Annotated in this window: 11 protein-coding genes; all 11 read left to right on the forward strand. The window is 40.4% G+C overall.

Annotated features, from left to right (window positions below):
• Positions 1-3 precede the first annotated feature (3 nt).
• The 11 genes from HDT10_RS07725 (at position 4) to HDT10_RS07775 (ending at position 12,028) form a co-directional block, all read left to right on the forward strand.
• Positions 4-1,335: an NFACT family protein gene (locus tag HDT10_RS07725; protein WP_290881913.1), complete on the forward strand. Its 1,332-nt coding sequence runs from the start codon at positions 4-6 to the stop codon at positions 1,333-1,335.
• A gap of 1 nt (position 1,336) precedes the next feature.
• Positions 1,337-1,666 (forward strand): hypothetical protein, encoded by a 330-nt coding sequence (locus HDT10_RS07730; protein ID WP_290881916.1) that lies wholly within the window; start codon positions 1,337-1,339, stop codon positions 1,664-1,666.
• Between the two features lie 96 nt (positions 1,667-1,762).
• On the forward strand, positions 1,763-3,103 hold the full coding sequence (locus tag HDT10_RS07735) for an MATE family efflux transporter (protein ID WP_290881917.1): 1,341 nt from the start codon (positions 1,763-1,765) through the stop codon (positions 3,101-3,103).
• A 78-nt stretch (positions 3,104-3,181) separates the two neighbouring features.
• Positions 3,182-3,334, forward strand: coding sequence for a hypothetical protein (locus HDT10_RS07740; RefSeq protein WP_290881920.1), 153 nt, complete (start codon positions 3,182-3,184; stop codon positions 3,332-3,334).
• 154 nt (positions 3,335-3,488) lie between these two features.
• Complete coding sequence (gene serS, locus HDT10_RS07745; RefSeq protein ID WP_290881923.1) at positions 3,489-4,781, forward strand: serine--tRNA ligase; 1,293 nt, start codon at positions 3,489-3,491, stop codon at positions 4,779-4,781.
• Positions 4,782-4,785: 4 nt separating this feature from the next.
• Positions 4,786-7,158 (forward strand): tetratricopeptide repeat protein, encoded by a 2,373-nt coding sequence (locus tag HDT10_RS07750; protein ID WP_290881925.1) that lies wholly within the window; start codon positions 4,786-4,788, stop codon positions 7,156-7,158.
• Between the two features lie 86 nt (positions 7,159-7,244).
• A complete protein-coding gene (locus HDT10_RS07755; protein ID WP_290881927.1) occupies positions 7,245-8,705 on the forward strand; it encodes a TolC family protein in 1,461 nt (486 codons plus the stop codon).
• Between the two features lies 1 nt (position 8,706).
• Positions 8,707-9,963 (forward strand): efflux RND transporter periplasmic adaptor subunit, encoded by a 1,257-nt coding sequence (locus tag HDT10_RS07760; RefSeq protein ID WP_290881931.1) that lies wholly within the window; start codon positions 8,707-8,709, stop codon positions 9,961-9,963.
• Positions 9,963-10,685 carry an ABC transporter ATP-binding protein gene (locus HDT10_RS07765; RefSeq protein WP_290881934.1) on the forward strand — a complete coding sequence of 241 codons (723 nt, stop codon included), beginning with the start codon at positions 9,963-9,965 and terminating at the stop codon, positions 10,683-10,685. Before HDT10_RS07760 ends, HDT10_RS07765 begins: the two co-directional genes overlap by 1 nt.
• Positions 10,672-10,818: a hypothetical protein gene (locus tag HDT10_RS07770; protein WP_290881937.1), complete on the forward strand. Its 147-nt coding sequence runs from the start codon at positions 10,672-10,674 to the stop codon at positions 10,816-10,818. The genes HDT10_RS07765 and HDT10_RS07770 overlap by 14 nt, the downstream gene beginning before the upstream one ends.
• Positions 10,808-12,028: an ABC transporter permease gene (locus tag HDT10_RS07775; protein ID WP_290881939.1), complete on the forward strand. Its 1,221-nt coding sequence runs from the start codon at positions 10,808-10,810 to the stop codon at positions 12,026-12,028. The genes HDT10_RS07770 and HDT10_RS07775 overlap by 11 nt, the downstream gene beginning before the upstream one ends.
• Positions 12,029-12,242: the final 214 nt, after the last annotated feature.

Below are 12,242 nucleotides of genomic sequence, written 5' to 3' on the forward strand. Positions count from 1 at the left end.
GATATGAATCTCTCCACATTGCAAAAATTCGCAAATTACTTGAATCAAACCCCACCTTTGAAATTGCGTTCTATTTATAGAATCGCGGATAATTTGTTTAAAATAGACATTAATGGCACATTGTTTTTCATAGATTTAAGCAAGGGCAAAAGCACGATTTTTGTTAGCAAAGAGACACTGATTCCATCAAAAGTCTATCAAGCTCCTTTTGATAAAAGCCTGCAAAAATACTGCTTTAATGCCTTGATTGTCCAAGCAAAAACCGATGGCAATAATCGTATTTTGCAACTCACCTTGCAAACCCAAAATAGCTATAAAACTTTTCAAGTAATCTTGCAAGCCGAATTTACGGGCAGAAATACAAATTTGATTTTGTTAGATTCCAACCAAATTGTATTGGACGCCTTGCGCCATATCACCAAAGAACAATCCTTTCGTGAGGTGAGAATCGCAAAGCCACTTTTGCCCTTGCCACAGCCAGAGATTGCACCAATGCTCAAAGAAGAGGGGGAATTATTCAGCACACTTGAAAACAATTTCAATCATTTAAGGGCAAAGGAGTTAAAAGAAAAAGTTACAAAATCTAGCACGCAAATCACTCAAAAAATCTCCCAATTAAAGCAGCATTTGGAATCTTTAGAGGATAAAAGTATTTTGGAAGCCAGCGCACAGAGGGAAGCCTATCTAGGACAGCTTATTTTGCAGAATCTCTATCTTTATCCGAACTTCAAAGGGAGGGAGATTTCACTAGAGAATGAGAAAATTATCTTTCCAGATAAAGCCCATTCTCTAAGTCATTGTGCGCAGATTTTCTTTGAAAATTCCAAAAAACTCGCCAAAAAAGCAAAAAATATCCATTTGCAAGCCGAAAATTTAAAAGAAAAAATCTTTTTTTATGAAAATTTGCTTAAGATGATACAAAATGTAACAAATCTCAATGATTTGCAGATTTTGGATTCTAATTTGCAGAAAAAGTCCAATACCAAAGAATCCAAACAGAGATTAAAGGCATTTGAAAGTTTTTTTGTCGGGGGTGTTAAAGTCTCTATCGGCAAAAATGAGCGAGAAAATCTTGCATTGCTAAAAGCTGCCAAAGCAGAGGATATTTGGCTACATATTCGTGGGATTCCGAGTTCGCACTGCATTATCCATTGTGGAAAATCTAAAATTTCTGATATAATCTTACAAAAAGCTGCACAAATTTTAGTAGGATTCGCAAAAGGTTGTGGCGAAAATTACGCGGTGGATTATACTAAGCGTAAATTCGTCAAAATCACATTGGGCGCGAATGTCGTTTATGCCAAAGAGCAAACGATTCAGCTTAAAAAGGATTAATATGGCAGTTTCTCCTATTGGCAATATTACACATATTCATCAAAACGCACAAGTGGGTTCTGTGCAACACGCAAATTCACAAGTGAAACTTGACTTCCAAGCAATGGTGAATCTGCAAGAAATGCAAGACCGCCAAGAGGAAATCAAAGAAGTGCGTCCCACAGAGGAAATACTTGAGGTAAATGACGAACGTGAGGGCAATGGCAAAGAACCCGAACAAGAAGAGCGAGAAAAAAAGCAAGAGGAAGATTCCAAAGAATCCCAAGAATCGCAGGATTCTATACAAACCAAAGAAGACGGCACGATTATTCATCTGAATATTTCTGTCTAAGCTTGAGCCATTAAAGAAGCAAATCCACTGAATTAGTTTTTGCGTATTCTATAACCATTAAATAAACTTAAACCAAAGAGGCAAGGAGAGATGAGTATGCGGGGCAAGATACGATTCTATTCTAAAGAACGTAGTCGTAGAATCCTAAACATTGCGATTCCCTCTGGTTTAAATTCACTTTTGGATATTATTAATCTCTCTATTGATTTGTTGATGATTGGCACTTTTGGAGCGAGCGCAATCGTTGCTGTGGGGGTGAGCTTAAATTTTATTATGCTCGTGTTTGCTTTCACAACGATTATTTTTGTAGGCAATAGTGCTTTAGTCTCACGATTTTTGGGGGCAAATGATAAAAAAGCCGCCGATGAAGTCGTGGTGAGTTTGAGTTTCGCTGCCTTTTGTTTTTCTTTGCCTTTAATGCTCCTTGCATTTCTTGGTTTTGATACTTTTTTCACTTGGATTGGGATAGAACACACTGCGCATAGCATTGGGAGTGAGTATTTAAGTGTCGTGCTCTTTAGTGTGCCTTTATTGCTGATAAAACAAGTGAGCATTTCTGCATTTTCTGCAAGCGGGGCAACCAAACTGCCCTTTTATATCAAGATTTTTATCACGCTTTTAAATCCGCTCGTGAAATCTACTTTGATTTTTGGGTTTTTTGTTGTGCCCGCATTGGGCGTACTTGGTGCAGCCATTGGGACTTTGATTGTCAATTTCTTAGAAACTTCTGCCCTGTTTGCCTGCCTTTTGTTTTATAAAAAAAGCCCCATTTCTCTTAGGGGTAGAATCAATTTTGATTATATCAAACGCGCTTTTATCGTTGGGATTCCTAGTGGTTGTGAGCGTCTTTTTACCCTCTTTGCGATTATTATAATGACAAAATTTGTCGCACTTTATGGAACTTATGATTTGGCAGGCTATCAAATCGCCACGAGGATTGAGGGATTTGCTTTTATGCCGGGATTTGGCTTTATGATTGCGGCAATGGCATTAATGGGTCAGAATCTTGGAGCAAGAAAGCCATTAGAAGCGAAATATTCTACCTTAAACACCTTGCTTTTGGGTGGCATTTTTATGGGTGTGGTCGGATTTTTGATGACGGCTTTTGCTCCCTTTTGGTCTAGTTTTTTTAGTGAGGATTACGCGACAATCCGCGCAAGTGCAAACTATTTGATTCCCATTGGAGTTTCACAGATTGCCTTTGCATTTATTTGCATTCTTGATGGCGCATTGCGTGGGGCTGGGATTACCAAAATCACCCTTTTGATTAATAGTCTAATGATTTGGGGATTGCGCGTTGCTCCATGTTACTTTATTGCCACAAGAGGCTATCCCGCAATTTATATCTATCTTTGCATTTGTATAGAAACTTTTTTGCGCGCGTTTGTTTATTGGAAAATTTTTCAAAGCGGTTCTTGGAAAAATCAAAAGGTTTAAGAAAACAATGCAAAAAATAGATTCAAATTAGAAACAATATAGAGCACAATAATTCCCAAACAAATAGAGAAAGCCACGATGAATAGAATCTTTTTTTCAAAAGAAGTGAGTTTGCTCCCACTTTTGCTAACTGACATTCCTGTAACGGCTAAAATTACGATTGAAACGACACACAAAATCCCAAGCACGATTGCAAAACTTCCGACTGAATTCAAGTTTAACTCCAAATAAGATGAATTGTTTTTAGGCTAAAACCTAACAAAACTTAAACATAATTTATAATTATACATTATTATTGCGGAATTTTTGATGATTTTTGTAAATTTTTAGTGTGTTTTAACAAGCCTTAGTGTAGAATCTAGCCATTTAATTTTTGGGATTTATTATGATTGACTTAAAACTTCTTATTCATCATTTTGACGAGGTAATGGAAAAACTATCCAAACGCAACATTGACGCGGTTTTTTTAAACACATTGCGCGAAAGTAGCCTAAACTACAAGCAAAAAAAATCCGCTTTAGAGGAATTGCAAGCCGCACAAAACGCCAAGACTAAATTATTCGCCAAAATCAAGCAAGAAGGAGGAGACATTCAATCCTTAAAGGCAGAGTGTGATTTATTAAAGGCACAAATTGCACTTTATGCCCAAGAAGTAGAATTATGGGAGAATAAGCTTCAAGAACTTTCCCATAATATCCCCAATATCCCTGATTCTAAAACCCCCTTTGGCAAAGATGAAAGCGATAATGTTGAAATCAAAAAAGTATTGCAACCCTCACATTTTGATTTCAAGCCTAAAGAGCATTGGGAATTAGCCGAGCAAAATGGTTGGATTGATTTTGAACGCGGGGTGAAGCTTGCCAAAAGTCGCTTTAGCGTCTTTATGGGAATGGGAGCGAAAATAGAACGCGCGTTAATCAATTATATGCTTGATTTCAATACCAAGCGAGGATTTAGCGAGGTTGGAACGCCTGCAATTGCCAATGCACAGACGCTTTTTGGCACGGGTCAATTACCAAAGTTTGAAAATGATTTATTTAAAATATCAGAATTTGAGGAGGAGGAATCTTGCGATAAGAATGCACCCAAAGGGCACGAGCTTTATTTGATACCCACAGCAGAAGTAACGCTTACAAATCTCTATCGTGATGAAATCCTAGATGAAGAGGATTTGCCTTTAATGCTCACAGCCTATACACCGTGTTTTAGAAAAGAAGCAGGGAGTGCGGGACGCGATACACGAGGAATCATTCGCCAACACCAATTTGACAAAGTAGAGCTTGTCGCTATTACAACGCCAGAGGAAAGCGAGATGATGCAAGAACGTATGATTGCTTGTGCTTCCGAACTTTTGGTCTCTTTGGGGCTTCCACATCGTTTGGTGCAACTCTGTGGAGGGGATTTAGGGTTTGGCGCAAGCAATACGGTAGATATTGAAGTATGGTTGCCCGGACAAAATTGTTATCGCGAGATTAGCTCTATTTCTAATACGCGCGACTTTCAAGCAAGACGCGCCAAAATTCGCTACAAAGATTCTAACAAAAAAAACAAATTAGTGCATACGCTCAATGGTTCAAGTTTGGCGGTTGGACGCACCCTAGTCGCGATTATGGAAAATTATCAGCAAAAAGACGGAAACATCAAGATTCCCGCAGTTTTAGAGCCCTATTTAAGGTAATTGAATGCCAGAAAATCAAGAAAAGAATCAGGTAATCCAACTAGATGATAATTTTAGTGTTTTAGATGATATTTTAAAAAAAGAGCCCAAAGATCCCAAGCCACAAAGCAAATTTGAAAAACTACTAGAATTTTTCAATCAGCACAAAAAACTAAGTGTGGTTTTGGCACTTTTGTTTGGACTTTTCTTACTTGGATTTATTTTCTTGATTGGTTGGATTTTGACGCACGAAGTCAAGCCACCACAAACGCAAACCGATGCCTTGCCTCCTGCGGAATTTAGCATTGATAAGGGCGCAGATATTATCACAGACGCCGAAAACTTAGAAGCACTCATCAAAAAGGCAAATTTTCTTTATGTGAATGGCAACAAACAAGAAGCATTGGATTTGTATGGTAAGATTTCTAACTATTCTGAAGGGCTTTCTAATTATAATTTGGGTGTTGCGCAAATGGAGGAAAAGTCCTATTTAGAAGCGTTAGATTCCTTTCAAAAGGCGATTGACTTAGGGGAGGATAGGGTGATTAGCGCACTCAATGCCGCAATTTGTTCTTTATATTTGCACGAGCCCTTGAAATACCGCTATTATTTGCAACTTGCACAAACCTATCTTCCTAGAACAGGGAATCTGCCGATTTATTCCTATCTCTATGCGCTGACAAATTTTTATTTAGGCAATTATTTAGAGGCTTTTTCTTCTCTAGTGCATAACACCTCTACTTATTATCAAGAGGAGAGTAACCAGCTTTTAGCCGCGATGTATGCGTATTTTAATAACAATTACAAAGCCATTGACGCACTAAGCAAAAACTCCACCAACCCCAAAACTTGGTTTAATCTCGCTTTGCTTTATGCGCGTATCGGAGATTATGGCGAGGCAAATCGGCTTTTGACACAAAGCATTGAATCCTTTGGAAGCACTTTAGAATCCGATATGGCTTTAATGCTTGTCAAATTGCAATTAGCAGATTATAGTCAAGCGGCACATCTTGCTAACAAATACGCCCAAAACGAAGACGCCCTCAAGCGCAACCCTTACCCTATTAAGATTGTCTTGCGTGATGATTTTTTTGATATTAATGTCGCCCAAAGACGTTTTTGGGAGAATTTCACAGGACAGAAACTTAACGCCTACAATATTTTGTTTTACTTCGCGTCTTATAAAGTCTTTGACGCCAAAGAAGCCTTTAATGTGATTCAAGAGGGCGGTATCAATATTCGCATTGAGAATCTACAAGAGGCGAAAGAAATCTTATTGCGTGGGCAAACGATTTCAAGAATGAATCGCAATATCGCTAACGCAATCCTAGAAACGCTTAATGGCAATATTCGGACTGCCAATGCCTTATTGACACAAGTCGTCAATACCTATCCTAACCACTCTATTTTGCATTATAATCTAGGCTTAAACTATGCGCAAATGGGTAATTTTGACGCAGCCTATCAGCATTTTTTGCGCTCTTTCCATCTCAACCCAAAAGACCTATACGCAGGAGTTTTTGCCTTGATTGCTGCCAAGCTAACTTATCGTGATACAGGACGTTTAGAAAGCGAAATCGGAAAAGAAGTCGTGAATTTTCAAGGAAGCGCAGAGGAGCAAACCTTTATCCAAGCGTTGTTAAACTTTACTCGTGATGGAATCGCAACGCCTTTGCAATTCCTTGAGGATAAAGAAAGTAATGTTGCAATTTATTATGCTTTGGATTTCGCACAAGGCGTGCAGATGAATAATCAAACCTTGCTTGTAAAATCCGCAAATGAATTGAAACGTTTGTATCCTAATGACCCCATTAGCAACCTTCTAACGCTTTTAGCCCTCAACTATCAAGACGAACCCAAATCCCTTGCCTTAAAGTTGCAGAGCTATTACCAAGACCCCAAGATTAACAGAGACCCAATCTACTATGGTGCGTCTGTCGTGCGTGAAATGTATATTGAAATCGCACATATTATTGGGACTTTGCATTATGTGCAGCAAGACTTGGATACGCGCTTGATTACAGAGCAAAACGATGCGCGCGGAGTGATTCAGGCGTTGGCACTGACTTATTTGTATCTACAAGAGTTTGAAAAGTCTTTCACGCTTTATAATAGCTTGGTTGATGATTTCAAAGAGCAAGACACCCAAACGCTTTTTTTGGGCGCAGTTTCTGCTATCGGCGCGGGACACATTGAAAATGCCGCTACGCTTTTGCAACTCTCTAGGCTAGAAGCCCCGACAAATTATGAGACAAGAATCGCAAATGGAATCCTATTCTTGCAAGAAAAAAACTTTAATGCCGCCGCATCACAATTTACCACGATTGCCGCTTCCAAGTTGCGTTCTAAATACTTTGATTTTAAAATCAACACCCAGCAAATCTTGCAGAATCCTTAAAGTTCTCGTGCCTTTAAATTGCACATTTGTTTTGTGTTGGTTAATCGTTTTTGTATAAAATGCCAGCTTTATTTTAAGGAGAAATTTTGGCACAACAAATTTTACATCATTCAAAGAAATATTTTATCTTTTTTATAATAGGTGGGATATTTCTAGGTTGTGCTGCAAATTTACCAACAGAAGCAGAAATCACGCAAACACTCCCGCAAACTTTTCAAAACACACCTTTAATTAGCGTTGAAACAGAATCCCAACCTACAAATAAAGCAACTCCAAGTGAGCAAATCAAAATCTTATTTGACGATTCTACATTAGAGAATCTCTTTGAAATCGCATTGGACAAAAACCTAGACTTGCAAAGAATGAATGCGAAAATTTTACAAGCCAAAGCACAGCTTAAGAGTGCTTGGGGAGAACTTTTTCCGCAGGTAAATGCCAATGTCAATGCGAACGAATCGCATTCACGCACGAACACCACACCGACACAAAAAACACAAACTTATACTTCCGCAGTGGGCGCAACGCTTTCGTGGGAGATTGACCTTTTTGGACGCTTGCAGCATAGCAAAAATGCTAGAGTCTCTCTTTATGAAAAAGCCTTACAAGATTTAGAGAATGCCAAAATCACGCTTTTAGGAGATGTGGCGACTTTTTATTTTACTCTGCTTGAAACACATCAAAACATTCTCTTAACGCAGGAGAATATCCTACACTATCAAGAAGCCTTAGAGCTTACGCGTCTAAAAGTGGAGAATGGATTGCTAGATAGCACAGAACTTTTTGACAAGCAAAATCTGCTCACCAACGAGCAAAACACCCTAGAATCCCTAAAAAGTCTCTATGAGGAAAACAAAAATGCCCTTTTGGTATTGCTAGATATGCTAGAGATTCCTTTCACAATAGAATCTCAAACACTCCCTAAGGTCGCGATAAGGTTGCAGTTAGATTCCCTGCCCGCAAGGGTTTTGCTCTCACGCCCAGATATTAAAGCAGCACTTTTGAGTCTGCACGCACAAGTTTATACCAAAGCCAATGCGAAAGCAAGCTTGTTTCCGATTCTCTCTATTAGTGCGAATCTCAATGAGATTTTGGATTCTAATGCGCAAGCAAGCGGGAATCTTGCTTGGCAGTTTGCAAGCTCTCTTAGTGCGCCGATTTTGAATCGCACACAATTAACGCAAAATTATTTTTTGCAAGATGCGATTTTGCAGGAATCTTACCTCACATTGCAACAATCTCTTAAAAACGCCCTAAGTGAGATTGAAAATACAAGCTTCAATGTCCAAAGCACCGCCTTGCAGCTGCAAAATAGTCAAATCCGCGCTGACAATGCGCAAAGCTATTTTGAATTTTCTTTTAATCGGCATTCTGTGGGATTAATCGATAGCCTAGAGCACGCACTCAATGCCGCTTCCTTGAATAATGCGCAAAAATCACTCAATAGTGCGAGATTGGAGAATCTTAGGGCGTTTGTTTTATTGTATAAAGCGTTTGGGGGAGATTTGAATCTGGAATCTAAAAATCCACATTTGGTAAATAAGGAATGAAATGCAATCTACGCAAGAAATTTTAAGCAATTTAAATCCAAAGAAAAATTATAAAAAACTCTTTCTTATTGGTGGTGGAATCCTCGCCTTTGTGATTCTGTGCATTGCGTTAATTTATTGGTATCAGACAAGAGAGCCAAAATATATTTATACGACACAAGAAGCGACATTGGGCGATATTTCAACAAGCATTAGTGCCAATGGCACGCTTTCTCCGACACACGAAGTCTCTATTGGCTCGGTGATTTCTGGAATCGTGCTTGAAGTGCTAGTAGATGTCAATGATGCAGTGAGCAAAGGACAGATTCTTGCCAAAATTGATAGTGAGAGCATAGAGCAAGACCTTTATCGTTATGAAGCGCAACTTCAAAGCGCGCAGGCACAATTAAAAAGTGCCAAAGTGGCTTTAGAGGAGAAAGAGTGGCAATATAGGCAGTTACAAACACTTTTTAAAGCCACCAATGGCAAAACTCCCTCCAAATTAGATTTACAGGTTGCAAAAACCGCTTATAATGCAGCCTTAAGCGAGGTTGGGATTCGTCAGGCAAATATTAAAGAAATTGAAACAGCGATTCGCTCCACACAAGTGGATTTGAAAAATTCCCAAATCACAACCCCCATTGACGGCGTGGTGCTTAGCCGCTCAATTGAAGTAGGGCAGAGTGTCGCGGCGAGTTTTCAAGCACCAGAATTTTTTATCATCGCAGAGAATTTGGAGGAAATGGAACTCAATGTGAGCATTTCAGAGGCGGATATTGGCAAGGTGAAAGTAGGGCAGAGTGTGAAGTTTAGCGTGGATTCCTATCCCCAAAAAACCTTTGAAGCAGTCGTGGATAGGGTGAATTTCGGTGCAAGCGAGAGTGCGGATAATATTGTCAGCTATGAAGCGCGGATTTATGTAGGCAATCAAGACTTGCTCCTAAAGCCCGGAATGAGTGCGACAGCAGATATTGTAACAGATTCCGCCAAAAACACACTTTTAGTTCCCTCAAGCGCGCTTTATTTCACGCCAGCAGTGCCTCAAAAGGATTCCGCTAAATCTTCTTCGGGGCTAAGCTTTGCAATGCGTCCGCCTAAGCGCATTCGTGGGGGTGGGGACAAGCCACAAGCAAATTCTAGCGTTTGGGTGCTAGAAAGAGGCGTCCCTAAAGAAATTGCGGTAGAAGTGGGTATCAGTGATGGAGTGCAAACGCAAATCTTTAGCGATTTGATTACCGCAGGAACGCAGGTCATTACCGCGCAAAGAGAAGACAAATAATGTCCTTTATCGCACTAGAGAATATTCATAAAACTTATGGGAAGCCTCCTAATGCCTTTGAAGCCTTGCGTGGCATTAATTTAGAGATTCAAGAGGGTGAGTTTGTCGCTCTTATGGGTCCAAGTGGGAGCGGGAAAAGCACTTTAGCAAATATTCTAGGTTGTTTAGATAGCCCAAGCAGTGGAGTTTATGAATTTTGCGGCGTGAATGTGAGCCGTTTAAATCTCAAGCAAAAGGCACTTTTAAGACGACATTATATCGGCTTTATTTTTCAAGGATTCAACCTCTTGCCGCGCACGACTGCATTAGAAAATGTAGAGCTTCCCTTGCTCTATCGTCAAGTTCCCAAAAAAGAGCGGATTAGAATCTCAATGCAGGCTTTAGAAATGGTCGGCTTAAGAGAATGGCACAATCACCAAAGCAACGCCCTAAGCGGAGGGCAACAACAGCGCGTGGCGATTGCAAGAGCCATTGCCTCTAGCCCGCTCTTTTTGCTCGCTGATGAGCCGACAGGGAATCTTGACACCAAGCGAAGCATAGAGATTATGGAGATATTGGCGCGTTTGAATAGAGAGTCTGGAATCACGATTCTAATGGTTACACACGAGCCAGAAATGGCGCGTTATGCAACCCGCGAAATCATATTCTTAGATGGTTTGGTTCAAAGTGATTCGGCTTCCTTATCCTCTGCTACGCAAGGAGCGCAAAATGAAGCAATCTAAAATTTCCCCACCGCGTCATTGCGAGCATTTTGGCAAAAATGCGTGGCAATCCATACCCCGCACACTCACATTTCACTACTTTTGCAAAGATTGCAAAGAATCCATAAAGCAAGGAATACGCAATGATTCTTAATGCCTTTTTTCTCGCCTTTCGCCAAATCAAGCGGAATTTCTTGCGCGCACTTTTGACAATGCTCGGCATTATTATCGGTGTAGGTGCAGTCGTGATTATGATTACACTTGGCAATGGGACGACACAAGTCATTACCGAGCGTATGAGTAGTTTAGGAAGCAATATCTTGCTTGTCTTCCCGGCGCGGAATCAAAACATCGGCGGAGGCGGGAGAAAGCTCTTTAGCCTAGAGAATATTAAAGCACTCAATTTGCAAGTGGGGCATATCACGCGCGCTATTGCTCCGATTTCTACGACTTCCGCTCTCGTGCAATTCCGCCAAGAAAACACACAGACACAGATTCAGGGCGTCAATACAGAATACTTTATCGCTACAAATTGGAATATTGCTAGCGGGACGACTTTTAGCGCGCAAGACTATCGCGCGGGAAGCAATGCGTGTATCATCGGTGCGAGCGTGAAAAAAAACTTATTTGACAAAACCTCTACAAGTCCTCTAGGTAGCAGAATCCGATTAGGGAACATTGTGTGTGAATGTATCGGAATCTTGGAGGAAAAGGGGCAGGGCGCAATGGGAAATGACCAAGACGATGTGATTTTGCTTCCCTTGAAAACCTATCAGCGCAGTATCTCCAAGTCTAGCACGCTCTATAACATTTCTAGGCTGATGATTTCGCTCAAAGACAATGTGGATTCTACACAAGCCACGACACAGATTTCTAACGCATTGCGTGAGATTCGCAATATTCGCGAGGGGCAAAAAGATGATTTTGAGATTATGGACACAAAGCAAATCATTGAAATGATGCAAACCACCACCGCGAATTTGACAATTTTCTTAGGTGCGATTGCCGGTGTAAGCCTGATTGTCGGGGGAATCGGGATTATGAATATTATGCTAGTCTCTGTTACCGAACGCACGCGAGAGATTGGCACGCGGCTAGCCATTGGCGCAATGCAGAGTGAGGTTTTATTGCAGTTTTTGATAGAGGCTTTGACGCTTAGCGCATTGGGCGGAATCTTGGGAATCCTTTTAGCGTTTTTTGGTTCGTTTGGGATTTGCTATCTTATGGAATTGCCTTTTAATTTTGATTATGGCATTGCGTTTATTGCGTTTGCGTTTTCGGCTTTTATGGGAATACTCTTTGGCTACCTCCCCGCACGTCGTGCCTCAAGGCTAAATCCTATTGACGCCTTGCGTCACGAGTAATTCGTTCTTGCGAGCTTTATTTTCGACGTGGCAATCTTATGCTACCTCTTGCGTCATTGTAAGAATCGCTTGCGATTCGTGGCAATCCATAATCTTATCCACTTTGCGTATTACTACATTCGTCATTGCGAGCGAAGCGAAGCAATCCATAATCTTAAATCTCGCCTTTGATAATCTATTTTAATTAAGATTCCATTGTTTGATTTATTGAAGT

It is taken from the genome of Helicobacter sp. (assembly GCF_014799995.1).
GTDB lineage: Bacteria > Campylobacterota > Campylobacteria > Campylobacterales > Helicobacteraceae > Helicobacter_D.

Coding starts and splice junctions, on each gene's coding strand:
- HDT10_RS07725 (WP_290881913.1), top strand. CDS start 4: ATGAATCTCTCCACATTGCAAAAATTCGCAAATTACTTGAATCAAACC.
- HDT10_RS07730 (WP_290881916.1), top strand. CDS start 1,337: ATGGCAGTTTCTCCTATTGGCAATATTACACATATTCATCAAAACGCA.
- HDT10_RS07735 (WP_290881917.1), top strand. CDS start 1,763: ATGCGGGGCAAGATACGATTCTATTCTAAAGAACGTAGTCGTAGAATC.
- HDT10_RS07740 (WP_290881920.1), top strand. CDS start 3,182: ATGAATAGAATCTTTTTTTCAAAAGAAGTGAGTTTGCTCCCACTTTTG.
- serS (WP_290881923.1), top strand. CDS start 3,489: ATGATTGACTTAAAACTTCTTATTCATCATTTTGACGAGGTAATGGAA.
- HDT10_RS07750 (WP_290881925.1), top strand. CDS start 4,786: ATGCCAGAAAATCAAGAAAAGAATCAGGTAATCCAACTAGATGATAAT.
- HDT10_RS07760 (WP_290881931.1), top strand. CDS start 8,707: ATGCAATCTACGCAAGAAATTTTAAGCAATTTAAATCCAAAGAAAAAT.
- HDT10_RS07765 (WP_290881934.1), top strand. CDS start 9,963: ATGTCCTTTATCGCACTAGAGAATATTCATAAAACTTATGGGAAGCCT.
- HDT10_RS07770 (WP_290881937.1), top strand. CDS start 10,672: ATGAAGCAATCTAAAATTTCCCCACCGCGTCATTGCGAGCATTTTGGC.
- HDT10_RS07775 (WP_290881939.1), top strand. CDS start 10,808: ATGATTCTTAATGCCTTTTTTCTCGCCTTTCGCCAAATCAAGCGGAAT.